This is a genomic window from Streptomyces sp. KR80 (assembly GCF_052245555.1).
Classification (GTDB): domain Bacteria; phylum Actinomycetota; class Actinomycetes; order Streptomycetales; family Streptomycetaceae; genus Streptomyces.
Map to the genome: position 1 here is coordinate 23,223 of NZ_JBQQCD010000013.1, position 26,062 is coordinate 49,284.

The 26,062-nt window shown below is 71.1% G+C and carries 22 protein-coding genes and 1 pseudogene; 10 read left to right on the forward strand and 13 right to left on the reverse strand.

The features are described from left to right. The first annotated feature begins 35 nt into the window (after nt 1-35). Nucleotides 36-212: a hypothetical protein gene (locus tag ACTWQI_RS19050; protein ID WP_443271954.1), complete on the forward strand. Its 177-nt coding sequence runs from the start codon at nt 36-38 to the stop codon at nt 210-212. 92 nt (nt 213-304) lie between these two features. On the opposite strand, the gene ACTWQI_RS19055 is transcribed toward ACTWQI_RS19050, so the two are convergent. From ACTWQI_RS19055 to ACTWQI_RS19065, 3 genes are all read right to left on the reverse strand, one after another. Continuing rightward, nucleotides 305-2,158, reverse strand: coding sequence for a glycoside hydrolase family 47 protein (locus tag ACTWQI_RS19055; protein ID WP_443271955.1), 1,854 nt, complete (start codon nt 2,156-2,158; stop codon nt 305-307). A gap of 211 nt (nt 2,159-2,369) precedes the next feature. Next, complete coding sequence (locus ACTWQI_RS19060) at nt 2,370-3,380, reverse strand: endonuclease/exonuclease/phosphatase family protein (protein ID WP_443271956.1); 1,011 nt, start codon at nt 3,378-3,380, stop codon at nt 2,370-2,372. A 47-nt stretch (nt 3,381-3,427) separates the two neighbouring features. Further along, nucleotides 3,428-4,456 (reverse strand): LacI family DNA-binding transcriptional regulator, encoded by a 1,029-nt coding sequence (locus ACTWQI_RS19065; RefSeq protein ID WP_443271958.1) that lies wholly within the window; start codon nt 4,454-4,456, stop codon nt 3,428-3,430. 192 nt (nt 4,457-4,648) lie between these two features. Between ACTWQI_RS19065 and ACTWQI_RS19070 the strand changes: the two genes are divergently transcribed. The 4 genes from ACTWQI_RS19070 to ACTWQI_RS19085 all read left to right on the forward strand — a co-directional run bounded on the left by ACTWQI_RS19070 (nt 4,649) and on the right by ACTWQI_RS19085 (nt 9,061). Continuing rightward, on the forward strand, nt 4,649-5,995 hold the full coding sequence (locus tag ACTWQI_RS19070) for an ABC transporter substrate-binding protein (protein ID WP_443271960.1): 1,347 nt from the start codon (nt 4,649-4,651) through the stop codon (nt 5,993-5,995). 86 nt (nt 5,996-6,081) lie between these two features. Then, on the forward strand, nt 6,082-6,975 hold the full coding sequence (locus ACTWQI_RS19075; protein ID WP_443272184.1) for a carbohydrate ABC transporter permease: 894 nt from the start codon (nt 6,082-6,084) through the stop codon (nt 6,973-6,975). Between the two features lie 50 nt (nt 6,976-7,025). After that, the gene (locus tag ACTWQI_RS19080) at nt 7,026-7,796 is read left to right on the forward strand and encodes a carbohydrate ABC transporter permease (protein WP_443272186.1); all 771 of its coding nucleotides are present in this window, start codon (nt 7,026-7,028) and stop codon (nt 7,794-7,796) included. Continuing rightward, nucleotides 7,793-9,061, forward strand: a complete 1,269-nt coding sequence (locus ACTWQI_RS19085) for a glycoside hydrolase 5 family protein (protein ID WP_443271962.1) — start codon at nt 7,793-7,795, stop codon at nt 9,059-9,061. The genes ACTWQI_RS19080 and ACTWQI_RS19085 overlap by 4 nt, the downstream gene beginning before the upstream one ends. A gap of 18 nt (nt 9,062-9,079) precedes the next feature. Here the strand turns inward: ACTWQI_RS19085 and ACTWQI_RS19090 are convergent, their stop codons facing one another. Further along, nucleotides 9,080-9,529 carry a cupin domain-containing protein gene (locus ACTWQI_RS19090; RefSeq protein WP_443271964.1) on the reverse strand — a complete coding sequence of 150 codons (450 nt, stop codon included), beginning with the start codon at nt 9,527-9,529 and terminating at the stop codon, nt 9,080-9,082. A gap of 207 nt (nt 9,530-9,736) precedes the next feature. Here ACTWQI_RS19090 and ACTWQI_RS19095 point away from each other — a divergent pair, with 207 nt between their 5' ends. The 4 genes and pseudogenes from ACTWQI_RS19095 to ACTWQI_RS19110 all read left to right on the forward strand — a co-directional run bounded on the left by ACTWQI_RS19095 (nt 9,737) and on the right by ACTWQI_RS19110 (nt 13,101). Beyond that, on the forward strand, nt 9,737-9,985 hold the full coding sequence (locus ACTWQI_RS19095; RefSeq protein ID WP_443272188.1) for a DUF6545 domain-containing protein: 249 nt from the start codon (nt 9,737-9,739) through the stop codon (nt 9,983-9,985). After that, the gene (locus tag ACTWQI_RS19100) at nt 9,963-10,958 is read left to right on the forward strand and encodes an aldo/keto reductase (RefSeq protein WP_443271966.1); all 996 of its coding nucleotides are present in this window, start codon (nt 9,963-9,965) and stop codon (nt 10,956-10,958) included. The genes ACTWQI_RS19095 and ACTWQI_RS19100 overlap by 23 nt, the downstream gene beginning before the upstream one ends. A 68-nt stretch (nt 10,959-11,026) precedes the next feature. Continuing rightward, the gene (locus ACTWQI_RS19105) at nt 11,027-11,710 is read left to right on the forward strand and encodes a response regulator transcription factor (protein WP_443271968.1); all 684 of its coding nucleotides are present in this window, start codon (nt 11,027-11,029) and stop codon (nt 11,708-11,710) included. Continuing rightward, a pseudogene (locus ACTWQI_RS19110) lies at nt 11,707-13,101 on the forward strand (sensor histidine kinase). The gene ACTWQI_RS19105 and the pseudogene ACTWQI_RS19110 overlap by 4 nt, the downstream one beginning before the upstream one ends. 123 nt (nt 13,102-13,224) lie before the next feature. On the opposite strand, the gene ACTWQI_RS19115 reads toward ACTWQI_RS19110, so the two are convergent. Beyond that, nucleotides 13,225-13,752, reverse strand: a complete 528-nt coding sequence (locus tag ACTWQI_RS19115) for an SgcJ/EcaC family oxidoreductase (protein ID WP_443271970.1) — start codon at nt 13,750-13,752, stop codon at nt 13,225-13,227. Nucleotides 13,753-14,056: 304 nt separating this feature from the next. Here ACTWQI_RS19115 and ACTWQI_RS19120 point away from each other — a divergent pair, with 304 nt between their 5' ends. Then, a complete protein-coding gene (locus ACTWQI_RS19120) occupies nt 14,057-14,758 on the forward strand; it encodes a nitroreductase family protein (RefSeq protein WP_443271971.1) in 702 nt (233 codons plus the stop codon). A 136-nt stretch (nt 14,759-14,894) separates the two neighbouring features. Here the strand turns inward: ACTWQI_RS19120 and ACTWQI_RS19125 are convergent, their stop codons facing one another. Genes ACTWQI_RS19125 through ACTWQI_RS19160 form a run of 8 tightly spaced genes read right to left on the reverse strand, consistent with a single transcriptional unit; the run spans nt 14,895 to nt 26,004 of the window. Further along, entirely contained in the window at nt 14,895-16,667 is a 1,773-nt protein-coding gene (locus ACTWQI_RS19125) for a tryptophan 7-halogenase (RefSeq protein ID WP_443271973.1), read from the reverse strand. Continuing rightward, nucleotides 16,664-18,013, reverse strand: a complete 1,350-nt coding sequence (locus ACTWQI_RS19130) for an NAD(P)/FAD-dependent oxidoreductase (RefSeq protein WP_443271975.1) — start codon at nt 18,011-18,013, stop codon at nt 16,664-16,666. The genes ACTWQI_RS19125 and ACTWQI_RS19130 overlap by 4 nt, the downstream gene beginning before the upstream one ends. Further along, the gene (locus ACTWQI_RS19135) at nt 18,001-18,765 is read right to left on the reverse strand and encodes a nitroreductase family protein (protein WP_443271976.1); all 765 of its coding nucleotides are present in this window, start codon (nt 18,763-18,765) and stop codon (nt 18,001-18,003) included. Before ACTWQI_RS19135 ends, ACTWQI_RS19130 begins: the two co-directional genes overlap by 13 nt. After that, nucleotides 18,762-20,546 carry a hypothetical protein gene (locus ACTWQI_RS19140; protein WP_443271978.1) on the reverse strand — a complete coding sequence of 595 codons (1,785 nt, stop codon included), beginning with the start codon at nt 20,544-20,546 and terminating at the stop codon, nt 18,762-18,764. Before ACTWQI_RS19140 ends, ACTWQI_RS19135 begins: the two co-directional genes overlap by 4 nt. Next, nucleotides 20,543-21,238, reverse strand: coding sequence for a hypothetical protein (locus ACTWQI_RS19145; protein ID WP_443271979.1), 696 nt, complete (start codon nt 21,236-21,238; stop codon nt 20,543-20,545). Before ACTWQI_RS19145 ends, ACTWQI_RS19140 begins: the two co-directional genes overlap by 4 nt. A 26-nt stretch (nt 21,239-21,264) precedes the next feature. Beyond that, nucleotides 21,265-22,611: a YcaO-like family protein gene (locus tag ACTWQI_RS19150; RefSeq protein WP_443271981.1), complete on the reverse strand. Its 1,347-nt coding sequence runs from the start codon at nt 22,609-22,611 to the stop codon at nt 21,265-21,267. Beyond that, nucleotides 22,608-23,489 (reverse strand): thiopeptide-type bacteriocin biosynthesis protein, encoded by an 882-nt coding sequence (locus ACTWQI_RS19155; RefSeq protein WP_443271982.1) that lies wholly within the window; start codon nt 23,487-23,489, stop codon nt 22,608-22,610. Before ACTWQI_RS19155 ends, ACTWQI_RS19150 begins: the two co-directional genes overlap by 4 nt. After that, entirely contained in the window at nt 23,482-26,004 is a 2,523-nt protein-coding gene (locus tag ACTWQI_RS19160; RefSeq protein WP_443271983.1) for a lantibiotic dehydratase, read from the reverse strand. Before ACTWQI_RS19160 ends, ACTWQI_RS19155 begins: the two co-directional genes overlap by 8 nt. Nucleotides 26,005-26,062: the final 58 nt, after the last annotated feature.

The window sequence follows — 26,062 nt, forward strand, 5'->3', positions numbered from 1 at the left end:
TCGTCGGCGTCGGCTCGGACACCACCGAGGGCGTGATGAACCACGTCGCCGCCGCCTACAACAGCCAGGTGACCGTGAAGGCCGCGGGGTCGGCCGTGCGGGCCGCCGGCAACCTCTACAGCTGGGACGCCACCGGCACCTGCGCCAACCAGAAGCTGGTCTCCGACTACGGGTTCGGTGAGCTCGGCGCCGACTGCGGCGCGGTTTCCTGACCGAAGAACGCCGCATGGGGCGGCGTTCGCACGAAGCGGGTCCAGCCGGTGCAGGCATTCGGCTGGACCCGCCGGTCGGTCCGGCCCGTCTGTCACACCCGCACCAGCTGCCAGTGCTGGGTGGTGGCCGTGCTCGCCGGTCGTTGCACCACCGCTGCCCCGTTGCGGGTGCCGTCGAGGTCGGCGGCCTTGTCGCTGTTGCGGTTGACGAGTCGGTGGTACCCGTCGCCGGTGGACTGGAGCGTCCACTGTTGTGTGGTGGTGCCGTTGTGTCCCCACTGCACGAGCGCTGTGCCGTTCGCCGTGGACGACTGCGGCACTTCGAGCACCTTGCCGCTGTGCCGGCTCGTCAGCCGCGTGGACCCGTCGGTCGTGGTGGCGATCCAGTGCTGGTTCGCGCCGCTGTGGACGGTCCATGTGATCACCGCGCCGCCGTCGGACGTCGACCCGCCGCTCACATCGAGCGCCCCTCCCGTCGCCCGGTTGACCAGCCGGTACGTGCCGCTCGGAGATGGCGCCGCGACTCGCTTGATGCCACGCAGCACGTTGCCCTCGGTGGTGAGGTAGTTGTTCGCGTAGTCGAACCGCGGTGCGCCCGCCCACAGCAGGTAGAAGTACTTCATGTTCTCCGAGAACCAGTAGCCCGGCGTGAGGTCGCCCTTGGTCGTCGGCGTCGTCGTCATGTTCGACACGATCGTGTAGCCGTTTGCGACCTTGCAGTGCGCCTCCTGGGCGTTCCACAGCCACAGGGCGCGGTCCCGGTAGATCTCCTTGCCGGTGATCAGCCACAGGAACAGCGCGGAGTCGACGTACTCGGGGCGCAGCTGGTACTCGTTGCTCGTCGCCGCGAACGTCGTGTAGTCGATGCCCTCCGGCGGCAGCTTGTGGCGCTCCAGGGCCGCCGCCCACGAGCTGTGGTACGACTCGCCTTCGCTCACCTGGCCGCCCTGTGCGAGCAGCCCGGCGTAGAAAGCGGTCAGCTCCGACTGGTGCCGGCCGACCAGCGCGCCGGTGTTCATATTGACGGACTTGAACCAGAGTCGGCCGTTGTAGGTCTCGCCGAGGCGCTGCAGGATCGCTGCGGTCAGCGTCTGGTACCAGCCGCGGATCTCGGTGTCGCCGAGGAACTGGTACGCGTCCCAGAGGTACTCGAAGAACGAGTCCACCGGCGGGTCGATGCGGGCGGTGGCGTCGGTCCAGGCGCCGGTGTCCACATTGAGCGTCGTGCCGACCAGGTTCAGCGACGAGCGCCGGTCGTACACGGCCCGCAGCGCCCGCTTCGCCGCGGTGACGTACTTCTGATCACCCGTGAGCTGTGACAGCCAGCCCAGCTCGGTGATGTTGCTGCCGATCTCGGCCAGCGGCACCTGGTTCCCGGAGACGGCACCGGTGCGGAGGTTGACGTACCGGTACGGGGCGCCCGTCGGCGACTTGGTGAACGCCGGGAGCAGCCGGTCGGCCAGGTCCCGGGCCTTGGTCAGAAGCACGCCGTTGCCGGTGGCGTGGTACCCGGAGAGCAGCCCGCCGACCAGCCGGATGATCGCCTCGAAGACGTGGACACTGGCGTTGCGGTCGAAGTTCAGGTTGCCGCTGATCCAGGCGATGCTCGCGTCCAGCTCGCCGTCGAGTTCCATCAGGTACAGCGTGTCGAGCGACTCGATGATGGTCAGGCCGAGCGGCACGCCGCTGATGAAGAACTCCGAGCCGGTGCCGCTCACCGGACGCAGTTCGTCGCGGCCCCAGGTGAGCCGGCGGTACGCGGTCCAGGCGGTGAGGAACTCCTGCCGGACCTCGTTGGCCAGCGCGGGATCGGGCGGGCCCAGCGCCGCCGCCGCGGCGAAAGCGGGCCGCGTGCCGAGTCCGCCGATCGCGAGCGCCCCTCCGGCGCCTGCCGCGGTGCGCAGCAGAGCGCGCCGCGAGAACCGAGCGTTCAGGGGTGTCGTCATGCGGGTGCCTCCATCACGGACAGGCTTCTGACAACGTTGTCGAGTCACGCTCAAAGCTCTTGGTGCGGTGCGGTGACGAGAGGGTGACGGCTAGTCAGCGCCGACGAGTCGGTAGCCGAGTGTGGAGACGTGGCATCCCCGCGTCAACCCCTTGCGTGCGAGACACGGCAGCTCGTGCACTTTCCCGCTGTGCTGCGGCCTCGCTGGAGAATTAGGAGCGGTGCAGCCCGAGGCGGACGAACAGCGATCGGTGGTCGGTGCCGGTCAGTTCGAGGAAGCGGGCGGACTGGACCGAGAAGTCCTCGCTGACCAGGACATGGTCGAGCTGCGCGCCCAACGGTGCGGGGATGGTCGCGGGCCAGGACGGGGCGCGGGACTCGCCCGCGAGCCGGGCGCTGTCGTACAGCCCGGTGTCCAGGATGCGACGGAACGCGGCGTGGTCCTGACCGGAGTTGAAGTCTCCCGCGATGATCGTGGACCGTCCCTTCCCAGCGGCGGCGTAGTCCGCGAGAGCTCCGAGCTCGCTGTGCCAGGTGTCGACGAGGCCGGGGATGGGGGGCATGGGATGGGCGAGCTGGATGCGTACGGGGCGGCCGGCGACCTCCGCTTCAGCGCCGGGCATGGCGAGGGCGCCGGCCACGCCGTCGGTCTCGCGCAGCGGGAAGGTGCTGAAGAGTGCCGAGCCCTCGACGCCTTCTGCTGTGACCGAGTGGCGATGAGGATAGGCGGAGCGGGGGACCTCGCTGTCGAGCATGTCGGCGCAAGCGAAGTCGCATTCCTGGACGAAGATCAGATCCGGCTTCTCGCGCCGGATGGTCGCGATCAGATCCCGGGTGGCACCGCCGTACTCGAGGTTGGAGGTGAGTACGGTGAGCTCGGCGACGGTCGGCCCGCGCGCCTCGGTGGCCCCGGCTCCGTACGGCTGCACGAACCAACCCGTGGCGGCGAGCACGACCACGGCCCACCCGAGACCGGTGCGCCAGCGGGCAAGGGCGGCGAGCAGCAGCGCCACGGCCGCCGGAACGAGGAGCCAGGGCAGGAAGGCCAGGACCTGCGTGACGGGCGTGATGCCGTCGGAGTCCGCGGCCCGGCAGCCGATGACGAGGCTGATCCCGGCGAGCAGCACCCCGGCGGTCCCGGCACTGATCCCGCGCCACGGAACGCGGTCCTGCCAGGGAACATCAGGCGCAGGGGGGACGATCGGCGGTGCTGTGGCGCTCATGCCGTTCAAGATTCCGTACCGCCCTTTCCTTCTCCAACGTCACGTGATCAGGCCGGGGCCGGGCCGGTGCTGTCCCGGGGCTCGAGACGGGGCAGATCGCTCTGGACGCTGCGGGCCGGGCAGCCGTCCAGCAGCGCCAGCAACTCCTGGGCGGTGAGCCGGCCGAAGGCGGCGGTGTCCCGGACCAAGGCCGTGAGACGGGGGTGAGTGACCCGGCAGAGCGCCGAGTCGTCCCAGGCGACCACGGAGAGCTCGCCGGGCACCGCGACCGAGCACTCCAGGGCGGTGGCGAGCCCAGCGACCGCCATCACGTCGTTGTCGTAGATGATCGCGGTCGGGGGTGTGTCCTCCTCGAGCAGCCGCCTGGTGACTTCGGCACCCTCTGCGTCCGAGTAGTCCGTGCCTACCGAGCGGACCTCGGCAGGGTCCAGGCGCCGTGCCGCGGCCTCGGCACGCAGACAGGCGATCCGGCGCTCGGTGTGGATGAGACCGGAGAGACCGGCCACATGCACGATGCGGCGGTGCCCGAGCCCATGGAGATGGTCGATGATCGACGCCATCGCCGCGGTGTCATCGGCCCACACCGCGGAGACCCGCTCTCCGCTCTCCGTGCCGCCGACGACGACGGCGGGCAGCCCCAGCTCGGCCAGGAGCCCGGGACGCGGATCGGACATGCGCGGGTCGACCACCAGCACCCCGTCGACCCGGCGCTCCGCCCACCAGCGACGGTAGAGCTCGCACTCGGCGGCCACGTCTTCGACCACCTGGAAGAGCAACGCCACGTGGCGCTCTCCCAGCGCCTCCTGCACCCCGGAGACCAGCTGCAGAAAGAACGACTCGACGCCGAGCGTACGGGCCGGGCGGGCCAGCACCAGGCCCACGGCGCCGGTGCGTTCGCCGGACAGCGCGCGGGCCGCGCTGCTGGGCCGCCAGCCCAACTGCTCGGCGACGCGGTGGATACGGTCCCGGGTGCCCGGTGAGACACCGGGGCGGTCGTTGAGTGCGAAGGACACCGCGCTCTCCGACACCCCGGCCTGCCGGGCGATGTCCTTGATGGTGGGCCTGCGCGCCGCCATGTTCGCCCCCGGGGACCAGGATTGCCGTCGGACGCTTCGGACGCTTCCGGCGGGAATCTTCTAAACCGCATTAGTTCCCACCAGCTAAACCGCGTTAGTTTCCGCTGTCAAACCCCGGTGCACAGGGTTGACTAGACCACGTGTCAGGTTCCAGTCTGGGCGGCGCCAATTCCTCAGCGAGGAGGAACGACCATGATTCTCAGGCGACTTGCCCGCGTGTCCACCGCTGCCCTGGTAACCGGATCACTGCTGGCCACCGCCGCCTGCGGGGTGACCGGCAGCGGCGCTGACGGCTCGGACGACCAGCCGCGGCGCAGCGGAAAGATATCCGGTCAGATCACCTTCCGGACGCTGCAGTTGAAACCCACCTTCACCGACTACATCGAAGGCGTCGTCGCAGCATTCGAGAAGAAGCACCCGGATGTGAAGGTGAAGTGGGAGGATGTTCCGGGCGAGGGCTACAACGAGAAGCTGGTCGCCGACGCCCAGGCAGGCGCGCTGCCCGATGTGATCAACCTGAACACCGACTCGTTCCAGCTCCTCGCCGACCGCGGCATGCTCGCGGACATCGGCACCCTCGACCCCAAGGCCCGGGCCGACTTCGTGCCCGGCGCCTGGGACCAGTACCAACTGCCGGGCCGGAAGGGTGTCTTCGCCTACCCCTGGTACGTCACCCCGGAGATCCTCACCTTCAACAAGAAGCTCTACGCCCAGGCAGGTCTGGACGGGAAGAAGCCGCCGACCACCGTCGACGAGTTCTTCGACCAAGCCGCCCAGATCGCCGACAAATCCGGCGGTAAGTACGCCGCCTTCATGGCCGACCCTCAGGGCCGACTCCCCGGCGACTGGCAGAAGATGGGCGTGCCGATACTCAACGCCAAGCGCAACACCTTCACCTTCGACACCCCCGAGGCCGTCGAATGGGCCGAGCGGATGCGCGACCTGTACAAGAAGGGCGCCATGCCCAAGGAGTCGCTGACCGGCTCCCAGGACATCAACCAGCTCTACGGCTCCGGGAAAATCGTCTTCGGCCCCGGCTCGCCCGGCTTCATCAAGGACATCAAGGACAACGCGCCCAAGGTGTACCAGCAGACCGCGGTCGCCGAGGCCATCACCGGTGTGCTCGGCCACATCGGGATCTACACCCAGTCGCTCGGCGTGAAGAAGGACACCCAGCACGCGGACGCAGCGATCGAGTTCGCCAAGTGGGTCACGAACGGCCCCAACCAGGTGACGTTCGCCAAGGAGGCGACGATCTACCCCTCCAACGCCAAGGGCCTGGACGACCCGTACTTCTCCGACAAGGGCGACGGCACCGACCCCGAGACCATGGCCCGGGTCATCGGCGCCGAGGAACTGCGCGAGGCCGAGCTGGACGCCAACACCCCTGTGGAGTGGACCACCCAGGTCGGCGAAGCCGTGGTCCGGGAGATGCACAAGGCCGTCAAGGGCGACCTGGCGCCGGCGGAAGCCGTCGAACGGGCCGAGGACGCGGCCAACGAGATCCTCGCCAAGCAGCGGAAGCAGCAGGGGCAGTAAGGGCAGCGACCGTGACGTTGACACTCCTCGGGCAGCGGCGCGAGGACCGGCACGCCATCCGCGAGGCCAAGCGGCGGGCACAGGAGATGGAGACCGAGCACGGCCTGGTGCACCGGCGCTGGTGGACCCCGTATCTGTTCCTGCTGCCCGGCCTCGCCATGGTGCTGACCTTCAGCTTCTGGCCGTTCGTCAACACCGTCATCCTCTCCCTGACCGACGCTCAGATTCTGCGCGGCGGCACCTTCGTCGGCTTCGACAACTATCTGCGGGCCCTTGACGATCCGGCGTTCTGGACGGCGGTGCTCAACAGTGTCCTGTACACGGTCGTGGTGGTTCCGGCCCTGGTGCTGCTGCCGCTGGCGCTCGCCGTGCTGGTGGAGCGGAAGATCCCCGGTATCGGCTTCTTCCGCTCCGCCTTCTACACCCCCGTCATCGCCTCGGCCGTCGTCGTCGGTCTGATGTGGCAGTGGCTGCTGCGCAGTGACGGCCTCATCAACACCGTGCTGGGCAGGGTGCGGATCGTCTCCGAGCCTTTGCCGTTCCTCACCGACGGCACGCTGCTGCTGTTCTCCGCCATGATCGTGACCGTCTGGAAGGGCCTCGGCTACTACATGGTGTTCTACCTGGCCGCTCTGGGAAACGTGCCGCCCTCCTTGCACGAGGCCGCGGCGATCGACGGAGCCGGCGTGCTACGCCGCTTCCTTCACGTCACCATCCCCTCCGTGAAGCCGATGATGCTGCTCGTCGGCACCCTCTCGGCGATCTCCGCGCTACGCGTCTTCACGGAGGTCTACATCCTGGGCGGGGAGAGCGGCGGCCCCGGCGGCGAGTCCCGTACGCTCCCCTTCCTCGTCCGCGAGGTCGGCCTCGGCTTCGCCGGGGAGACCGGCTACGCGGCCGCCATCTCGATCCTGCTGTTCCTGCTCACCCTGGTCTTCAGCCTGCTCGGCCACCGGCTGTCGAAGGGCGACGAGCGGTGAACCGCAGCACCACGGCGGGCCTGACCAGCCGCTACCTCACGCTCTGCGTCATGCTCGTGGTGATGCTGGGCCCGATCGTCTGGCAGTTCCTCACCTCCCTCAAGGGCCGCGGTGAGAGCGTCTACAGCGGGGTGCTGCCCGCCCAGCCGACGCTGGACAACTACGTCCGAGTCGCCGAGTCCTTCCCGCTCCTGCCGTACGTGGGCAACACGCTCATCGTCTGCGCCCTCGCCGTCACCAGCAACTGCCTGTTCGCCTCCATGGGCGGCTACGCCCTCTCCCGGGCGGGCTGGTACGGCCGCAAGGCGGTCTTCACGGTGCTCGTCGCGACGCTGATGTTCCCCTTCGAGGCCGTGATGGTCTCGATGTTCCTCACCGTCCGCTCCATGGGCCTGGTCGACACGCTCATCGGCGTATGGCTGCCCGGCGCCGTCTCCGTGCTCAACCTCCTCATCATGCGGGCGGCTTTCCTCGCCGTACCGCGAGAGATCGAGGAGGCCGCGGTACTCGACGGGGCGAACGAGTGGCAGCGCTTCACGCGGGTCTTCCTGCCCTCGGCGAAAGGAGCGCTCTCCGTCGTCTGCATCACCAGCTTCATGGGCGCCTGGGACGATTTCCTGTGGCCGCTCATCGTCCTGACCGACAGCGACAACTACACCCTGCAGCTCGGTCTGAAGATGCTCTCCGGCTCCTCTCTGGTCAACGATCCACGGCTGGTGGCCGCCGGAGCGATCGCCGCACTTCTGCCGATGATGCTGCTCTTCTTCTGTCTGCAGCGGTTCTTCTTCAAGGGCGTCGGAGAGGGGTCCCTGAAAGCATGACCGAAGCATCCCCCGTAACACCGCCGCCCGTACGGATGGGCGCCAACTACACGCCCACGAAGGGATGGTTCCACCACTGGCTCGACTTCGACCTCGACGAGGCGCGATACGACCTCGAGTCCATCGCGGCACTCGGCCTCGACCACATCCGGGTCTTCCCGCTGTGGCCGCTCTTCCAGCCCAACCGCACACTCATCCGGGGGCGTGCCGTCGACCAGCTCGGCCAACTCGTCGACGCCGCCGCCGAACAGGGCCTGGACGTCAGCGTGGACGCCCTCCAGGGCCATCTGTCCAGCTTCGACTTCGTGCCGTCCTGGCTGCACAGCTGGCACCGGCGCAATCTGTTCACCGATCCCGAGGTCGTCGACGCCGAGGCCCGCTACCTCGAGACCCTGGCCGCATCGCTGGCCGAACGGCCGAACTTCCTCGGCATGACGCTCGGCAACGAGGTCAACCAGTTCTCCGGGCCGCCGCACCCCGACCCCCACGTCTGCACCCAGGAGGAGGCCGGGCAGTGGCTGGAGCGGCTCCTCGGCGTCTGTGAACGCGCCGCCCCCGGAAAGCTGCACACCCACGGCGAGTACGACGCCGTATGGTTCCGCGACGGTCACCCCTTCACCCCCGCTCAGGCCGCCCGGCTCGGTGGCGCCACCGCCCTGCACTCCTGGGTGTTCAACGGCACCGCTCAGCGGTACGGCCGGGCCGGCCTCGCCACGGTGCACCACGCCGAGTACCAGATCGAGCTCTCCAGGGCCTGGGCAGAACCCGGCAGACCGGTCTGGCTGCAGGAAGTCGGCGCCCCCGCACCGCTGATCCCGCCCGAGCACGCCGCCGAGTTCGCCGAGTCGACTCTCACCAACGCGCTGAGCTGCCCGGGCCTTTACGGCGTGACCTGGTGGTGCTCCCACGACGTCTCCCGCTCACTGGCCGACTTCCCCGAGCTCGAGTACGGCCTGGGGCTGCTCACCGCCGAGCGGGCCCGCAAGCCCCTGGGCAAGGCCGTCGCCGAGCTCACCGCGGCCATCCGCACTTCCCCTCCCGTACCGCTGCGTCGCACCACCGCCCTGCTGCTCGACCCCGGAGATCCGGACACCGCCCCGGACCGGTCCGTCGCCGCCCCCGGCGGGCCCTTCTTCGAAGCCTGGGCCCGCCTCGTCGCCCAGGGCGTACGGCCCACCGCCGTGCTGACCGACCGGGCGCGCGACCCCGCGCATCTGGCCGAACGCGGCATCACCGAGATCGTCCACCCGACCGACGTCCCCTGACCGCTCTGCTGAAAACCGTCAACTCTTCGGCAGCATGTGGAAGTCGTCGAAGCTGAAACCCGGCGAAACAATGCAGCTCACCAGGACCTCCTCGGAGGCGTCAGGTTGCGCCCGTTGCCAGCACCCGGCCGGCACCACGGCCTGCAACTGCTGACCACGCGACAGGTCGGGACCCAGCACCACCGTGGAGGGCTCGGCATCCGGTGTTGCGCCGGCTCCTCCCAGCTCGAGGCGCAGGGGCCCACCACGGTGCCACAGCCAGAGTTCGGGAGAGCGAACCGTGTGCCAGTGAGATTGATCCCCGGCCTCCAGGAGGAAGTAGATGGCCGTGCAGGTGGGGCGGCTGCTGGGATATCCCTCGGGATGCGTGGTGATCTCGCTGCGCCAGGTCTCCCGGTACCAGCCCCCTTCCGGATGGCGCTGGAGATCGAGCAGTTCGGCCGTCCTCGGTCGTTTGACGCTCTGCATTGATTCCTAACTCTTGAACGGGGATGTCACGCATTCTGGTTCTTCGGTCCGCCCGTCCGCCTCCGCGGCTGGTGACGTCCGTGAGCGGAGGCTCCATGATGTCGCCTGGCGGGCCACGGTGACCCTGCTGCGAGTCCTGGATGCGTTTCTCGCGGCCAGGCGCAGCACGACGGCTGGATGCTGGGGCCGGGCCTGTCGGCCGCCCGGATGTGGGTGGCAGGTCTGACCGGAGACATGCTGCAGGCAGGCGTGGAGGCTGCACGGCTCGGGGCCGCGCTCCGGGCCAAAGCCCGTGCCGAGCAGGTGTCCGGCCGTCCGGTCGGCGGTGACGCGCCGCCGCGCCACAGCGAGGACTACGCCAGTGAGGTTGACTGGCTGCTCCGGATAGCACGGGCCTACGCCGGCCTCCGACGTCAACAGGGAGCGGTGCGACATGAAGTTTCGGTCGCTGGGTGACCCCGCCGCGCGGGTGTCCGCGATCGGCCTGGGCTGCATGGGCATGTCGATTGCCTACGGTGCCGCCTACGAGCAGGAGTCGCTGCGCACGCTGGACCGTGCGGCGGAGCTGGGTGCCAACCTCCTCGACACCGCGGATGTGTACGGCGTCGGAGCGAATGAGGAGCTGCTCGGGCGCTGGCTGCGCGGCCGCGACCGCGATGCCGTCTTCCTCGCCACCAAGTTCGGCCTGAAGCGCGGTGCTGCCACCGGCAGGGTGGACGAGGTCGACACCTCCGCCGGGTACGTCCCGGTCGCCTGTGACGCCTCCCTGACGCGGCTCGGCGTCGAGCACCTCGACCTGTACTACGCGCATCGCCGTGATCCCGCCGTGCCCATCGAGGAGACGGTGGGCGCCATGGCGGCCCTGGTCGAAGCCGGAAAGGTGCGTTACCTCGGACTGTCCGAGGTGAGTCCGCGTACCCTGCGCCGGGCTCACGCCGTGCACCCGATCGCCGCGATCCAGCTGGAGTACTCGCTGTTCACCAGGGACGTGGTGGAGGGGGAGATGCTCGCCACCTGCCGGGAGCTCGGCGTCGCGGTGGTGGCGTACTCGCCCCTCGGGCGGGGCATGCTCGGCGGCGCGCTGGCCTCCCGCGCGGACCTGTCCGAGGCGGACAACCGACGACGGTGGCCGCGCTTCGCCCCCGACAACATCAACCGCAACCTTGCGCTGGTGGAGGCCGTGAAGAGCGTGGCCGTGGAGATCGGTTGCACACCGGCGCAGGCCGCTCTCGCCTGGCTCCTCGCCCAGGGCCCGGACATCCTGCCGATCCCCGGCACCAAGCGCATGCGGTACCTGGCGGAGAACACCGAGGCAGTCGAGGTGACGTTGAGCCCGGCCCAGGTGGACCGGCTGCGCGAGTCGGTTCCGGCCCAGGCAGTGGCCGGTGGCCGCTACCCCGACCAGGCTCTCGCTCGCATCGGCCACTGAAACCGCCGGGACGGGGCCGACCGGGACGCACCAGCATCGTCCCAAGATTCGAACACTAGGGTTCGACCATGCGCGTACTCCTGGTGGAAGACGATGAGCCGGTCGCCGAATCGCTGCGGCGCGGCCTGCTGCGCTACGGGTTCGAGGTGGAGTGGGTCACCGCAGGTGAGGCTGCCCTCGCGGTGATGCACCCCTATGACCTGGTGCTGCTCGATCTCGGGCTGCCCGACACCGACGGCCTCGATGTGTGCCGGGCGCTGCGGGAGCGCGGCGATGTGCCGATCATCGTGATCAGCGCCCGCAGCGACGAGACCGACCGCGTGGTGGGTCTGGAGATCGGCGCCGACGACTATGTCTCCAAACCTTTCGGCGTACGCGAGGTGATCGCCCGGATCAGGGCGGTGATGCGCCGCGTACAGCCGAAACCGCAGGCGGAGAGCGGACCGGACCGGTATGGGCCGCGGCTGACCATCGACCGCAAGGCGGCCCGGGTCCATCTGGACGGCGCCGAGGCGGCGCTCACGCCCAAGGAGTACGACCTGCTGGCCTTCCTCACCGAGGAGCCCGGGGCGCTGATATCCCGCGAGCAGATCATGGAAGCGGTCTGGGACGCCAACTGGTTCGGGCCGACGAAGACCCTGGACGTGCATGTGGCCGCGCTGCGCCGCAAGCTGGCCGGGGCGGTCACCATCGAGGCGGTACGCGGAGTCGGCTTCCGCCTGCTGGTCGTCGAGGACGAGCAGACGCCATGATCCGGCAACTGATCGTCAGCTATGTGCTGCTCGTCGCGGTCGCGGTGGCCGCCTTCACGGTCCCGGTGGCGTTCACGCTGACCGCGCAACTGCGCGGCGACACCGAGCAGACCGTGCGCCGTGAGGCGACCACCATGGCACTGTTGCTCGCGGACGGCGACGCCCCCGCACGGCAGGCGCTGGCCCGGATGGCCGAGGCGTACGCGAACGAGACCCCCGGCACCGCCGAGGTGATCGCCGCCGACGGCACCGCCGTACCACCGATGCCCCCGGCCGCCGACCCGAGCGACGCGGCCTTCACCAAGGCGCTGCGGGACGGCGGGTCCACGGTCGACTGGGGCTCGTCGCCGATCTGGGGCTCCCATCTGGTGATCACGGTCCCGGCGCGGTCACCGACGAACGGTGCCGAGATCGTGGGCGCGGTGCGCATCAGCTACGCGACCTCCGACCTCACCGACCGGCTGTGGCGGATCTGGGGCTTCCGGGCGGCCCTCGCCGTCGGCGTCCTGGCGATCGCGGCCGGGCTCGGTGGCTTGGCTGCGCGCCGGCTGACCCGGCCGCTGCGCCAGCTCAACGACATGGCGAGCCAGTTCAGCGACGGCGATCTGGCCGCCCGCTCGCCCGTCACCGGCCCGTCCTAGACGCAGACGCTCGCCCGCACCCTCAACTCGGGCGCCGAGCGGCTGGAGACCCTGATCGCCGCGCAGCGCATCTTCGTCGCCGACGCCTCACACCAGTTGCGCACCCCGCTGACCGCGCTCCGGCTGTCGCTGGACAACATCGCGGACGGCGTCGACGACGCGTTCGTCCGCGAGGACGTGGAGCAGGCCACCGCCGAGGTGGTACGCATGAGCCGGCTGGTCAACGGGCTGCTGGTGCTGGCCCGCGCGGAGGCCAAGGCGTCGGCGGCCGAGCCGCTGGCGTTGCGCGAGCTGGTCGAGCAACGGCTGTGCGTCTGGCGGTCGGCCGCCGCCGAGCGCGGCGTCACCATCGCGCTCACCGGTGATGCCCACAACCGGCTGCAGGTGCTGGCCGGGCCCGGCCACCTCGACCAGGTGCTGGACAACGTGCTGTCCAACGCCCTCGAAGTCTCCCCGGACGGCGGCACCATCACCGTCCGGATCGATCCGCACCACGATCAGGTGGTGCTCGAGGTCCTCGACCAGGGGCCAGGCATGTCCGCCGCCGAGATGTCCCGCGCCTTCGACCGGTTCTGGCGGGGCCAGGGCCTGACCGGCCGGTCGGGCTCGGGTCTCGGGCTCGCCATCGTCAAGCAGCTGGTGACGGACGACGGCGGCAGCGTGACCCTGCGGGATGCGCCGGGGGGCGGACTGTGCGTACGGATCGGCCTGCGGCCTGGGGGCACCTCCTGGGGGCACCCCCGGCGTTAGTCCCCCCGGGCCTAACCGCCCGGGTGGGGTGCCCCTGGGGGCACGCCCCCAGCTAACGCTGGGGGAGGTAGCTGGGAGAGTACCGCCAAGGGGAGTTAGCTGAGGGACCGGCCGGCTCGCGGCTCAGATCGCCGGCGGCAGCACCGATGAGTGATGGTTGACGATCAGCCACTCGCCGCCGCGCTTCTCGTACTCGAAGGTGTAGCGGGCCTCGACCGTCCGCTCCACGCCGGTCTTCACGTCGGTGACGCGGAACGCGTAGACACCGGTGTCGATCGCCGAGTTCCCGTCGAGGACGTTGATGACCGTACGGATCTTCTCGCCCCGCGGCTTGTTCTGCAGGAAGTGCTCGAAGTAGTCGACGATCCCCGCGTGGTCGGTACGGATTTCGGGGGACAGGGTGGGCAGGAGCACGGCGTCCCGGGCGTAGCGAGCCGCGACCTTCTCCGGGTCGCCGCTCTGCACGTCGGCGTTCCACTGGTCGAAGAGTGCGGCGATCTCCTTCTCGGTTGGCTTGCCGGACGTGGTGGGGCGGTTGGCGGTGGTGCGGTGCTCGGATGTGGCGGCGCTGATCCCAACGGTGGCGGTGCCTGCCGCGACCAGGGCCGCAGCTGTGACGATCGCGACACGTGCGGGTATCCGACGCTTCATCAGGACTCCAGTGCTCGGGTGTGGCCCCATCGTGTGGTGGGGGCGTCTCCACCCTCTCGCCGCGCTGTTAAAGCCCCGTACAGCAGGCGTCCAGCAGATGGCCAAGATCCCTCCAAAACACCGAGGGTGACGGCCGCCACGACGCAACAGACGTGACATCGGCAGGCCGTCGAGGCGTCGGCGGGCATGCGCAGCGGGGCTGGTGAACGCGGCGGCCGCTGCGCCGGGGAGGCAGCGGGGTGTGCGTGGCGGGAATTCGGTGATGTGCGCCTCATTGCGCCGGGCGGGGCCGCAGAATCGAGGCATGGCCATGTCTACGCGCAGTTGGACACCCATCCACGGTGATCCGTACCGGCCCGTGCCGTACCGGCCCGAGCGGATGCCCGCCGAGGAGTCGCTGGCACGGGCAGCCGAGCTGCGGGAGCGGATGGACCGACGCCGGAGCGTGCGGCGTTTCTCGACCGATTCGGTGCCCGAGCAGGTGGTGCGGGACGCGATCGCGTGTGCCGCCACCGCGCCGTCCGGGGCGCACCAGCAGCCCTGGACGTTCGTCCTCGTCAAGGATCCCGCGGTGCGGCGGCGGATCAGGGAGGCAGCCGAGGAGGAGGAGCGGGTCTCGTACGTGGGTCGGCTGGGGGAGGAGTGGCTGGCCGCCCTGCGTCCGCTGGGCACGGACGAGGTCAAGCCGCATCTGACGGACGCGCCGGCCCTGATCGTGGTGTTCCAGCAGCGGTACTGGCTCGGTGCGGACGGGACGAAGCACAAGCACTACTACGTGGACGAATCGGTCGGTATCGCGGTGGGGATGCTGCTGTCCGCGTTGCATCTGTCGGGGCTGGCGGCACTGGTGCACACGCCGAGCCCGATGCGCTTCCTCTCCGAGGTGCTGGAGCGACCTGAGAACGAGAAGGCGTTCGCGGTGATCCCCGTGGGATACCCCGCCGCGGACTGCGAGGTGCCGGACCTGGTGCGGAAGTCCTTGGACCAGGTTCTGGTGGAGTTCTGAGCCGCACGTGGCTCAGGCCGACCCGCCTCGGGCTGCCGGAGTGTGGACCATCCCCGTGCCCGAGGGCGGTCTCCCGGAGCTGCGCGATGCCTGCAGGCCCGGGAGACCGACTGCGGGCGCTTCGGGCCCGGCTGGGTCAGGACGTGACGCAGCCCAAGTCTGCGAAGCGCGTCACCCAGCTGTTCGGGCCGTACACCAGGCTGTCCATGAGTTCCGGGTCGGTGGTGAAGGCCTCCAGAGCCTGGCGCTGTGTCAGGCCCCGCCGGACCAGTGCGTCGGCTGCCGTCCTGCGGGCCTGCCACCCTGCGAGGGGTTCCGCACTGGTGAGGAGCCGGCAGGGGTACTGCTGGCCGAGGAGCAGGCAGTCCACGCCCGCGAGGTCGTAGAAGGTCGGTGAGACCGTACCGACGGCCCGCCGTGTGTTGGGGTCGCGGAGGTGGAGCGGCGCACCGTCTTCGAAGACGTCCAGCAGCGGCTGGATGCCGGAGACGTCGGTGGTGGACCACGCGTCGCGCCAGAAGGCGGTGTCACGGCGCTGGTTGAACTTGTAGTGGAGGGCCAGGAACCAGCGCAGCCCGTCCCAGCGCTGAGCGGTCATGCCGTTCATCACCGCGTGCGGGCCGGGGCCGCTCCAGGACGCCGGAAGCATCGGGATCAACGACATCAGGGTCATCGAGATCATCAGCAGAGCGCTGGATTCGAGGGGTTCCACGAAGCCGTAGGAGTTGCCGATCGCGATGACGTTGCCGCGCCACATCTCCTCGTACCGCCCGACCCGGAACCGGATGGTGCGGGAGCCGCTCAGGTCGACTTCTGGGAATCGCTTGGCCATCTCTTCGGCGGCCTTGTCGTCCGGGAGGTGCGCGGAGGAGTAGACGTACCCGAGGTGGTCCTCTTCCGGCACCGGAATGCTCCAGCACCATCCGGCGTCCATGGTGTGCGCGGCGGTGTACGGCTCCATGGCCTCGCTCTGCGGCCCGAATCCGGTCAGCGCGGAGTCCACGAAGAGGCTGTCGGAATAGCTGAGGTATTTCGTGCCGAGCGCCTGGCCGAGCAGCAGCGAGCGGAAACCCGTGCAGTCGATGTACAGGTCGAACTCCAGCCGCCCCCCGTCCTTGGTGTGCAGGGCCTCGACCCACTCGGGGCCGCTGAGCTCCACCCGGCCGATCTCGGCGTCCAGGTGCCCGATGCCGCGCTCGCGGGCCAGGCCGGTCAGATAGCGGACGAAGGCCCTGTTCTCCAGGTGGTAGGCGAACGGCATGGCGTCCATCAGGGAGGTGTGCTGCCCGTCGCCGTCACGGAACACCGGCACTCTCCTCGACCGCATGAAGAGGGACTGGAGGGTGAAGGCGTCGGGATGCCCCTCGGCGGCCAGCGAGCCCAGCACGCCGATGGAATTCTCGGCCCAGTCGAACGGCGCCATGAAGCCGTCCTCGTACGGGCCCCAGTCGAAATTGATGCCGAGCTTCCAGGTCGGCCGTACCTGTGCGTGGAAGTCGACCGGGTCGATGTTGATGTAGTGGTGGAGGAACGTGGTGAACGGTGGTGTGGTGGCCTCGCCGACGCCGATGATCGGTATCCGGCTCGACTCCACCACGGTCACGTCCAGCCAGGGCCGGGCGGCGCGCAGCGCCAGTGCGGTCAGATAGCCGGCCGTTCCTCCGCCGATCACTCCGATCCGCCGGATGGCCTGCGGGTCGTCGTCCCGCGGACGGTGGTCCGGCCCCGCCGTCCGGGCCCGCTCCGGGTCCGGGAACGGCGGGCGCCAGCGGCTCCGGGCCCCGGTCCTCGGCCGCTGGGGGAGGAGGGCGGCGAGGGCGCGGGCGTCCGATGCGGGAAGCCCTTCGGAGAGTTCGCGCAGCTTGTCCTGACAGGGCAGGGCGTGCCGCTTCTTGAAGCCTCTGGTCATGGCAGTGCGGGTCCTTCGCTGTCCGGGGATGTCGGGTCGGGGGATGGGGAGGTCGCCTGGGATGTCTCGTGCCGCTCACGTGCGGCGCGGGCCTGGGGACTGTTCACGAACGTGTCGAAGGTGATGAGTCCGAAGGTGAATCTGAGGAACAGCTCGGTGAGTACGGGATCGTCGGCGATGGCCCGGAACATCGGTGCCTGACCGCTCGGGTCGAGTCGACAGCACACCATCGTGTACTCGTAGTGCGCCTTGAGATCGGCGTCGCGGTCGTCGGCGAATCCGGCCAGCGCGGTGTCCAGGGAGGCCGGGTCGCCGAACTCGACCGTGCTGAGCCGTACGGCGAGCGCTTCCGCCTGCTGGAAGGCGTCGGTCATGCCCTGGGTGGTGATCGAGTCCTTGTGGTGCCCCGCGTCGCCGACCAGTGCCCATCCCGGGCCCCAGGCCCGGCGGAAGAAGTTCCGCTGATCGCCGGTGCCGTGGAGGCGATCCGTCTGCTCGCAGCGCTCCAGGCGCTCGGCGAGCCCGGGGGCGCACGCTCGGACGCCGCGCAGATATGCCTCCTGGGCGTCGCGCCTGACCAGGTCGTACTCCGACTGCGGGAAGTAGGCGGTCACCACCGTGCGGCCGTCGTGGGTGGGCACGGCGGCGATCATGCGCCCTGGCGACCAGTAGCTCTCGGCGCCCTCGGCCGCCAGGCCGCTCCAGTATGTGTAGTAGGCGCAGGTCTGTCTCGGGCGGACGTGGTACTGCTCGGTGCGGACCAGGCGGGCGACCGTGGAGCGCATCCCGTCGGCGCCGACCACCAGGCGCGCGGAGATCCGTTCGGTGCGGCCGGAAGGGGTGCGGCAGACGACCCCGCTGACGCGTCCGCCGTCGACGAGGAGGTCCGTCACGGCGTGCCCGGTGCGCACCTCCGCGCCGGCCGAGGCCGCGGCCTCCGCGAGCAACGGGTCCAGGAACCGCCGCCGGGGGCAGTAGCAGACGACGCCGGCCGGGGGCGGTGTCACCCCCGGGAGCGGCACCGCGCGAGTGTGGTGGGCGAAGGGGCCGAAGGTGGCGTGAACGGGGTTGTCCCACGGGACGGGCGGAATCGGGCCGCCGAACCGGATGCCGGGGATCTCGTGCGTGTAGTGCCGCACCGGCGGGCAGCCGGACTCCTCCAGTGCGGGCAGCAGCCCCCAGCGGGCCAGCCGCCCGGCGCCGTGCGGCAGGATCAGATGCGTCGAGAGGACATCGCCCAGCGACGAGGCCTTGTCCAGTACGAGGACCCTGCGTCCTGCGGTCGCGAGCAGCAGTGCCGTGGCCGCGCCGGCGCAGCGCGCGCCGACGACTATCACGTCGTACATGCCGCGGCTCCCTGGTCCCGGGTGGCCCTGCCACCCTGGCCACCGTTCGAGCGGTCGCCGGCATCACCGCCCGGCGGCTCCGGCAGGCCGACGGCGAGGGCCAGTAGCGGGATGTCCTCGTCCACGTCGACGACGCCGTGGGTGCGCAGCACATCGGGTAGCAGCCCGGCGAAGCCGCACGCCGCGAGCGACTCCCGGGCGGCGCCCAGCCAAGCGGCAGAAACGGCGGCCGCACCGCGCAACAGCAGTCTGCGATAGCCGTGCGCCCCGTCGTGGCGTACGGCGGCGGGCACCGGGCCGTGTGTGACGAGCACGGCTGCCGCGTGGGCGAACTCGCGTTGCAGTACGGCGTCGGCGGGGTCGAAGTCGGCGTCCGAGACGTGGCGGAGCGTGTCGGTAGCGGTGTCGTAGCGGTGGAAGCCGCGCGCCACGCCGGTCACGCGCAGGGCGAGGACGACGACCCCGACGGGGAAGCGCGCCGCGTCGGGCCAGCCGCTGTGCGCCGCTCGTCCGGCTTCGGCGAGCAGCCGCTCCAGGGCATCGCCCGGCAGCGGAGCGGTGGCGAAGGTGTGCGCCGAGTGGCGTCGCTCCAGCGCTGCCGCCAAGGCGGCCGGGTTCTCCTCGCCGCTGTGCGGCAGCACGTCTTCATCGCCCACAGCAGCGGACGGATACGCGGACAACTCGGCGAGCAGCGAGGGCACCAGCTCGTGCGGGGGCGTGGGCGGGGGCGGCACGCGGTTGTCCGAGATCAACGGTTCTCCTCATGGGACAGTCCGATCACCGCGGTGACCGGCTCGTTCTCCGGGTCCAGGTGGAGCAACCGGGCGAGTTCGGCGTGGTCCGCCCGCTCGCGCGGAGCCGCCCGCCAGCCGACGGCGGCAGCGGTACGGGTGGCGTGATGCAGCGCCACGCCGGCGTCGAGCAGCGCCAGGCGCAGCCCGAAAGCGCCGTACTTGCCCAGCAGACGCGGGAGTTCGGCGCTGAGCACGAGCGCCGCCCGGTCGGGCGCTTCCTGCCGTAGGCCGAGCGCCTGGCGCAGCCGCGTACCGTCCGCCTCGCCGGAGCATGCGCGCACCGCCATGAGCGCGTGGTCGTACGGGTCGTAGGCATGCACCCCGGCTGGAATCCCGGGCAGGTCGAGTGCGATCAGATGCCCCACTGGTGAGCCGAGGTTGCCGCCAGTGGGGGCGTAGCGCCGCACCCGCTGGTGTGTCTCGTCCCGGATGCCCAGAGAGAAGCGCAGGATGCAGGCCAGTTCTCGCAGCGTCGTCTGCGCCGTCTGCGCCGTCTGCGCAGACTGAGCGGTCGGCTGCGTCGCGCCGTCCGCCGCGACGCGGGTGAGGTCGCGCGGACGCACCTGGGGCAGGTCGAGGCGCGGATGGGAGACGAAGGCGCGGCGCTCGCGCTGCTTGGCCAGATTGGCGGGGGCGTAGTGCTGCTGGTGGGCCTTGGGTTCCGTCAGGTCCCGGGGAGGAAAGCGCACTTCATGGTCGTAGGCGGGGGCGACCGAGCTGCGGCCGGTGCCTTCGACCGGGCACGGGCCGACGGTGACCGGCAGTTCCTGCGCCGTCCAGTCCGCCAGGTCGATCCGCACGCAGCGCTTGAGGGTGCGGGGAGTGCCGATCCCCGCGGTCAGGTGCAGGATCTCGGTCGCGGCGAGAGCGACTGCCGCCGCGCCGAGCGGGCCGTGGGTCTGCCGTGCGGCGGCAGCCTGCTGCCCGCCATGGACGCCAAGTGCCCGCCCCGCGCCCGGAGACCGTCCCGCGCCCGGAGACCGCTCCGTGCCGGGAGCCGCGGGCGTCGTGGACCGCCACAGCCCGTAGGGGACGACCGTACGCCGGTCGAAGCGCGGCCCGAGCTCCAGCGCCGCCTCCGTCACGGCGACGCGCAGCCAGACCTGGCCCCGTGCGGCGAGCTGTTCGTCAATGCCGGTGAGCCAGGCGACCGGCTCCTCGCCGCCGATGACCGCCACCACCAAGCTGGCCTGCTCGACGACGGGGTCCGTGGCATCGGCGTCCTTGGTGTACACGGCGCGCACCCGTACGGCGGCCAGCTCTGCGGCGAGTTGCTCGCCCAGCTCCGGGTCGCCGACGACGGTGACCGGGGCCGTGTCCAGTGCGCGCAGTGCGGCATGGACACTCCGGTGCCGACGCGTGGTGTCCAGCGACCTGCCCACCCACATGGACAGCGGGTCATCCTCGGCGGGCGGGTCCGCTCCGTCCTCCACCAGTCCCCGGGTGTACAGCAGGGCGACGGCCTGGCGCACCTGCGGCTCGGGGATCCCGAGCAGCTGCGCGAGAGCGGCGCAGTCCCGGCTTCCGTCCATGGCGTCCAGCAGCCGCGGCAGCAGATCCGCGGCGGCCTCGCCGGTGAACACCTGGCGGCGGACGGCGCCGTCCACGACGTGGGCGCCCGGCAGGGCCAGCCGCGTCAGGCCGGGGAGCGTACGCGGCCGGTGCGGCACCCGGAACTGGGGATCCTGCTGAGTGGCGTAGAGCATGGCCGCCGCGCTGACGGTCCCGTCGGCGGTCATCCGCGCACCTCCCGCCGGGCGCCGAGGCGTTGCACCAGGGGCAGCAGATCGGCGTACGACCGTTCGCTCTCCCGGCCCCGCCTCGGCGACCGGGCGTTTCCGTGGCAGCCGATCAGGTGGGCCGAGCGCATCTGCAGGGTGTGCACGTGTAGCAGCCGCACCTGCTGCAGATCGCGCTCGTCGCCGCCGTCCAGCCGCTGCCGGACCGCCAGGACCCACTGGGCGGCGAACACCGCCAGACTGTGCGGATAGCCGCGGGGCGCTCCCGCGACGGCCGCGCCCGCGGCCCCGCCGTACGCCTCGTTCGCCTGCCGTTGCAGCGCCCGGTCCGGTGCGTGCTGGGCGAACCGGCGGCGCAGACAGTCCAGGGTGGCGGTGGTCGAGGGGTTCAGCGCCGGGCCGATGCGCAGCTGAGGGTGTTCGAGGGAGACCGGGACGACGGTGGCCCGGCGCGTCAGCGCCCAGGCGTCCACCGCCTGTTCCAGGTCGGTCCGTGGGCAGCTGGTGGCGGGTACGACGAACTCCGCGTCCGGCCAGACCGCCGGGTCCGCCGTCCCGGGCTCCGCACCGACGCTCACTACCGAGGGCAGGGCGCAGGCCAGTTCGGCGGCCACGGCGGCGCCGAAGTCTCCTGAGTGGACCACGAGCACACCGGCCGTACGGCCGGATACCCGGGTCTGTGGGGAACTCACGCGCGACTCTCGCTTCCTTTCGTGGTTCACGCGAACGGCTGTGGCCACGGGTTGAGTTCGGCTTCCGCCCTGACGCGGTGGCCCACCCGCCGCGGCCCCTCGTAGAGCCGCGGATGGGCGCGGTACTGGGCGCGGTGGACGAAGGACAGCGGCTGCAGTCCCGGCACCAGCGTCCGCACCACGGTGACGCCCGCCTCCCTGGCTTCGTCGGTGCTCAGGTCCACGGCGTACGCCGGGTACCCGGCGGCCAGCAACCGGTCCACGAGGTCGGCGAGGAGCCGCTCCGGCCGGGTGTGGTCGAGGCGCGGGAGCGCGCAGAAGCGGTGCGCCGACGGGGTACGCAGCAGGAAGTCGAAGGCCTTCGCATGCTCGGCCCGCGCCATGTAGAGCGCTCCGTCGAAGGTCTCGGTGAACTCGTCGATGCCGACGTCCCGTTCGGGCACGGACCCGTAGGCGAAGCGGCAGGAGATCGCCTCCCGGACCACCTTGACGACGGCTTCGGCCGGGTCCGGCTCGGTGGAACAGGCGACCACCGTACGGAACCGGCTGCTGTGCTCGGCGATCCGCACCGCGTAGACGGTGGGCACCCCGATGTCGGTGGTGGCGTCGAAGAGTTCGATCCGGATGCCCGGATGGCCTTCGAAGCGGGCCAGCATCGCGGCCGCGTGGTCCGGCAGGCCGATCGGGACGATCCGCGGCAAGGGCAGCATCTGCAGCCAGGTCAGCGCGATCGCGTCTCGCTCGATCACCTCGCACAGCCCTTTGGCCAGCGCCAGATGGGGGTCGGTGTGCCCGGCGCAGCCGGTGCTGATCGGGTGGGTGATCGCCTCCTGGGGCGTGGTGGCGTACGCGGTCAGATGGACGTGGACCGCCGGAATCCACAGCGGACGGGCGTCGTGCAGCCGTATCCCGCGGATCCACCGCAGGGGCGCGGTGCGGTCCGGTGCCCTGAGCCGTTGCCCGGGCAGGGCGAGTTCCGCCGCGGAGAGCCGGGGCAGGGTGTCGAGGTCGAGGGCTTCGGGACCGAGCTCGGCCGCGGTGGCGGTGATCAGCTGCTCGGGGCTGAACGCGGCTGCGCAGTACCGCTCCAGCGCCTCCGCGACGGCGAGTCGGCGGGCGTCCTCGGGGTCGGCGGCTCCGCCGGATCCGTCGAGCCCGTCCGCCGCGCGCCGGGAGGCGGGGTGGGCGGCGAGCGGGGGCAGAGCCTGGGTGACGTCGCCCAGCGCGGCACCGCACAGGGGCACCGCGGGCTCGCCCGGCACGTCGCGGTACCGGTGCACGCCGCCGACCAGCCCGCCCAAGGGCGACACCATCCGCAGCAGCGGATCGGCGGCGGGCCCGGGGCCGCCGGACGGTGGCTCGAACGCGTTCATCGCCCGGTCGCCTCCTTCACGTGCAGGGGGACGGGGAATTCCCCGTCCGTACCCTGCGCGGTGCGCAGTGTCCTGGCCGCGGCGGCTTCCGCGGCCATCGGGATGCCGAGCCGGTTGTGCGTCAGATGGGCGTGGTGGAGCAGGAGGTGGTCCCGGGGCGCCTCGTCGGTGAGACGCCGCTCGACCGCGACGTCGCGCAGCAGGTCCAGGTAGCGCTGCCAGCCGGTGCGGGCCCGATCCGGCAGCCGGATACGGGCCGCGGCCTGCAGCGTCCGGGACCCGCTGCCGTCCGCCCACGCCGCCAGGTGCGCGCGGCGGTCCGGCTGCAGACCACTGGTCCAGTACCGCCAGTACGAGGTGAGGAAGGAGGCCCGCGCCGGTGGCGGCACCAGCGCGATCACCTGGCGAAGGTGCAGCACCGCCAGTGGAACCCGGGTGGCGGCCCCGACACTGCCGGCGCCGCCGAGCAGATCCAGGACGAAGTCGCTGGAGGCGTGGAAGACCCGCTCCGCACGCTCGACTCCTCGTAAGCCGGGGTACTTGTGCGCCTCGGGCTCGTAGTAGTCGAGCATCGCCGGCAGGCCGCGTCGGGCGGACGCGGCCAGCAGCGAACGTTCGAGCCAGTCGAGGACTTCGGGGGTTGACCGCAGCCTGAGGCGCAGATGGGCTCCGGTCCGGTCGGCGTACCGGATGAAGAACCAGCTGCCCGGCGGGTCCGCCGCGCGCAGTCGCTTCACCAGGGGCGGGACGAGGCGGGACAGCGGCGGCCCCAGCGGATCCGCGCCGGGCGTCCCGTCGCGCGTCTTCGTGTCGTGTGCCGGCGGGGCGTTGGTCTCGGCCGGCTGAGGGAACAGCCGGTAGTACAGCCAGTCACGCATGGCGGCCCACCGCTCTTCCCGGCCCCTGCGGACAGCGTACGAGCGCGGTGAGCTCGGTGGCGTACGGCTCTCCGTCCGGCCCCCGCACCCAGTGCTGAGCGCGGCTGGGCAGCGCTTCGGCGATACGGACGCGGGGCGCGGCGAGCGCCGGCAGCAGCGCGGCGGTCACGGTGTGCGGGTGCTCGAGACTGAACCAGGCGGGCTTGGCGTCATGTCCCACGGCTCCGTTGTCGGTGTACGGTCGGATGAACCCCTCGACCGGGATGCCGTGCGCCGTGAACCACCGGCGCAGCTGGAGCAGATGACGGGCCGTCAGCTGCTGACCGGCCGTGGGCCGAGGCACCGCGCCGCCGTCGATGTGCCACTCGGCGCGGCGCAGGACCACCCGGCCGTACTCGGTTCTCGGCACATGGGTGACCGGGCCGGTGCGCGCCGGGGCCGGGGGTGGCTGGTGCGGTAACAGCATCGGCATCAGCCAGGGGTCGGAGAGCAGGAGCAGCAGCCTGCTGAGCGGGGACATGTGCGCGGGTATGGCGACGGCCAGATAGTGCAGCACCACCGGAGTTCCGGCCGCGTCGGTCAGCTGCAGGGTGTCGGTGCCCGGGTCGTGGTGCAGGCGCAGCGCGTCGATGGGAAGCGCGCCGGACCCCCGCTGTTGTCCGTACCAGTGCACGGCGGGGAGCAGTGCACTCGACACATGCTGGGTCTCGGTGAGTTCGCCGCCCATGGGAAGCTGCAGCAGCCTGCAACCGGGCGACGCGGCGGCCAGCCATCGCGGCAGGCGTTCGGTGATAAGCAGGCCGGGACGGCCGAGCCGGTGCCAGCGGGCGAGGACGCCGAGTCCTCCGGTGTGGAGCTGGTTGACGACCAGGCGGTAGTCACCGTCGGCCATATGGGCCGCGCTGTCCGCGGCGATCTGCGCGTACACCAGGGCGATCGGTGGCGCCACCGTGCCATGGCCCCCGACCGGTCCCGGCCTGGGGGACGCGGCGGGGGAGGGGGACTCGGCCTCATGGGCCGTACGCGGATGGCGCAGGAACTCCGCGAGGAACTCCATCACACCGGTGCACCGGCCGCCCGTCCCGTACGTTCGGCGGAACGCCGCGACAAGACCGCTGTACAGCGGATTCAGGACGATGCCCGCCCCGGCCTGCGCCGCGACGGCCCGGGCCAGGTCCTCCCGTACGGACCGGGGCAGGAGCAGATCCTCCCCTGGCGTCTGCACGGCCTCGTGCCACAGGGCAGCCGTCGCCAGCCAGCCCGGCGCCGGAGCACCCGCCGACTCCAGCACATCCTTGACCCAGATCCGGGTCCGGCGATCGGCGGCGACGCGCTGCGCCGCGCCCAGGGTGGCGTAGTCCCGCTCCAGGGCGGCCAGTTGGCGGCAGGGCTCCAATGCAGCAGGCTCGCCAAGGGATTCGAGCACCTCGGCCAGTGCGCCGAAGGGGACGGCGTCGTGGCTCGCGTCCCAGGGCGCGGGCAGCACGGCCAGACCGAGTTCCAACAGGCGGCGCAGCCCGCCGGGATCGAGGCGCGCCCAGTCCTCCAGTCGCTGCGGGGCCTCGGGCCCGGAGAGCAGGTCGAGATGGCGCCGTACGTCCGTGAGCGCGAAGTCGACCTGGACCAGGTGCCCGTACCGTGCGGTGCGCACCACCGCGAGCGGTCCGAACCGGGTGGTGTGCACAGGGCCGGGTCGCGGCGCGGCGAAGGCCGGCGCGGTAGCAGGATGGGCCGCCAGCGCGTACAGGGCGAGTACGGCGACGGGGCGCGACAGCCGAGCGCTGCGTACCGGGCTCTTGGGCCCGCCGGGCGGCGCGGCCCGCAGGTCCGAGGCGTCGGTCCACGCCAGGCCCACGGTCGTGAGGTCGCCGAAAGGACTGGTCTTGAGCGTGGCCCTGGCGAGATACGAGGTCAGGGAGCGCGCGGTCCGTCCCTCGGGGCCCGGCCTGGCGGCCGCGCCGCTGAGCAGCCGGTCGGCCAGTACGGGGCTGGCCAGGGCCAGGGCGGCTGAGCGATCCGGTGCGGCCCATGAGTCCAGCAGCGCCTTGCCGCAGGCCCGGGTCTCCTGCAGCAGGCCGCGTTCCGCGATGGCCATCCGCTCCCGTAGGGCCTCCTGCCGGTGCTGCCACTTCTGCAGCTCACTGGTGAGTGCGGCAGGAGCCCACGAGGTGAGGCGCCGGATGTCCTGCGCGGTGCGGGCGTCGGCGACCCCGTTGAAGATCTTGCGCTTGACGCGCAGCGCCACGCGCCGGGGCTCCCGGTCCAGGAGGGGAACGGCCCGGTGCAGACCCTCCACCAATTCCTCGGCCAGCGCATCGGCCGCCGCGGTCTCCTGCTCCGCGGCGCGGAGCGCGGCACCGGTCTGCGGCGCCTCCAGTACCCCGAGTTCACGGACGCCGATCCCGCACCGACGCACCACCAGTGGGCTGAACACCTCCGCGTCCTCGGCGGCCGCGGCCTCCGGCCGCCTCTCGGTCGGCGCCATCGACGTACCGCTCTCCTTCAATTCGCGCATCCACACCCGGTCTGAAGGCCGTGCGGTCCGGGACAACGTTGTCTCTCCGCGGACCGCA